Here is a 2,380-nt window from a genome sequence, read left to right on the forward strand (position 1 = left end):
AAGCCGAGGGACAGATCACGCGCCTCAAACTCTTCAAGCGCTCGATGTACGGACGAGCCAACTTCGATCTCCTACGCCGGAGAGTGCTCCTGGCCGCGTAATCCACGCAATGTGCGGGAGAGCCGCGCATTCGGGGGAAGATCATCACGCACACCATCAACGACATGGATACAAATTGGCTGAGGCTTGAGCCGTATGACGGGCGACTGTCACGTACGTTCTGAGGGGGCGGGACCACAGCAATGCGGTCCGGCTACCCGGCAGGGATCCAGCGCCTGAAGAATCGAAGCCTTGCAAGCACTTGTACGTGACTAGTCATTGCCTGTGGTTTACTATGTGCTTTCTCAGGTCAGGACCCATAACCGATCGAAAGCATCAGATCGCTGCGCCCCATATCGGCCGTAGGTCTTGACGGGGCAGTCAATCGCGAGCCGCCCAAGTCATGTGGCACGGGCAGCTTGACGCTTAACGCCTTGCTGTCTTTCGAGCGGAGACTAGAAGCATCATCGGCCGCTCGAGTTCTTCGGCCAGTTCGGGCAACTGCTCGATCTGCTCGGGCGTTGGGGCGAATTCCTCGACCCGGCGCAACTCGAAGCCCGCATCAATCAGCGTATTGAGCGTCGTGCCGAGGGTCCGGTGATACTTCAACACGCCCCTGGCGAACCAGTCCGTGCGGCGTTCGCCCTCAAGTGAATAGCCGTTGACCGGCCAGGTCTTGCGGCCGTCTTCATCGGTGATCCAATGCGGATGGGCCGCAGCCATGAAGATCGGATGCTCGGCCGTAAAGACCAGATCCCCGCCGGGAACCAGTGCCTTGTGGATCACGCGTGTGAGGCGCCGGAAATCCTCGACATAGTGGAACGCCAAGGCGCTGTAGACGAGGTCAAAAACGGCCTCGGGCAGTTCCAACGTCTCGAGATCCGCGATCCGGTATTCAATGGCGGGGTCTGAGGTATCGGCCTTGGCGCGGGCGATCATGTTCTGCGACAGATCGAGGCCAAGCACCGAGACCGCACCTTGTGTGCGCATCCAGCGCGAGGCCCAGCCGAACCCGCAGCCCAAATCGGCCACGCGCTTGCCGGTTAGCGTAGGCAATATGGCCCGGATTGCCGGCCATTCGGGCGCGCCGTCCAGCCCATGGACCTGTCGCGGCAACTGACTGTAGACCGCGAAGAAACCAGGGTTGTCGTAGATATTCTGCGCCATGTTTAATTCCATGGTGATAGGAGGACGGGGCACGTTTCAAAGCCGAAAGACCTCCTCCGCGAGGGGCGAGGCCAGGGTTGGCGACCCGCGTGTTCAGTTTGCGTGGTCGACATCCCGGCACCCCGCCTTGGGGATGCCGGCCAACCGGGCGACAGTATGGATGTCCTTCTCGGCCATGGCGGAATCTTGGCGTGACCTCAGGCAGTGTCAAGCCTGCGGCATTGACGAGTTCTGAGCCTAGCGGTGCGCCCCTGCTCTGAGGCGGTTGTCTGAGACCTGCTGCCGGGCCCGAAGGAAGGCATCGCGGTTCTTCTTGAAAACGGCAGCCCGCTCCAACGTCTTCAGGATCTTCTTCTGGTTCGGAACCGTTTGCTGGGCATACCGCGCGCAGAGCCGCCCGACCGGAAACTCGATGGCGAGTTCCGGAAGATTGTTGCCGATCGCCGACCGGATGGCTTCGACCTGAGCACCGTCGGCAGGGATCTGCCCGTCGTCAGTCAGAACGACCATCAGATCCTTGACGACATCCGCCATAGCCCGGGTGAGTTCGCGCCCCGGCTTTGCACTCGCAATCTCGACGTACTCGAGACGCGTCAGGGTGATCGCGATAGTGTTCTGCCGGGAGATCTTGCCGGCATCGCACAAGTCGTCCAGGGCCAGTCTGAAGCTGCGCTCCCGCACGCGAGCCGCATCGTCGTGACGGGTAAATCCGGCCTTCTGGCGGATCCACGCTTCGGTTGGGCCCTTCGGCCCGACCGCCACAATGCTGGCATTCATCAGCCCTTCGGCCAGGCGGGGCTTCAGGGCCTCTTCCTTGTCCGGATCCTCAATGACGAAGAAGCCAACATTTGTGCTGGCAACCACGCTCCGGATTTCCGGCAGGACGCTCGGATCGTACGTCGTGATCGAGAACGGAGCCGCCTTGCGGTCGAACCCCGTGGGCGCGATCTCCGAAAGGCGCTGGCGCAGCCGGCAATAGGCTGCCAAGAGATCACGGCGTTGGGGTGTAATCTGATTGGGCCGATCCAGAATAACGGACCGCAGCTTAGCTCGAGTTTAGCCCATCACACGGCATGGCAGAGTGCGTATACCAAGCATCGCTGAAGCGCCTGTGAGGGTTTTGGCGTTTTGTGCCGGCGCCGGGATGTGAGTAAACCCGTTTCGCGCCAGATAG

2 protein-coding genes are annotated in these 2,380 nt (G+C 61.2%); both read right to left on the minus strand.

The genetic code is table 11. The annotated features are described in order from the left end of the window. Positions 1-465 precede the first annotated feature (465 nt). Positions 466-1,206 (minus strand): class I SAM-dependent methyltransferase, encoded by a 741-nt coding sequence (locus FS320_RS41855; protein ID WP_152718451.1) that lies wholly within the window; start codon positions 1,204-1,206, stop codon positions 466-468. 237 nt (positions 1,207-1,443) lie between these two features. Then, positions 1,444-2,193, minus strand: a complete 750-nt coding sequence (locus FS320_RS41860; protein WP_152718452.1) for a hypothetical protein — start codon at positions 2,191-2,193, stop codon at positions 1,444-1,446. Between the last annotated feature and the right edge of the window lie 187 nt (positions 2,194-2,380).

This window comes from Microvirga tunisiensis (genome assembly GCF_009296175.1).
GTDB classification, from domain to species: domain Bacteria; phylum Pseudomonadota; class Alphaproteobacteria; order Rhizobiales; family Beijerinckiaceae; genus Microvirga; species Microvirga tunisiensis.

Excerpts from the sequence above, each read along its gene's own strand:
- FS320_RS41855 (WP_152718451.1), bottom strand. The coding sequence starts at position 1,206 with ATGGCGCAGAATATCTACGACAACCCTGGTTTCTTCGCGGTCTACAGT.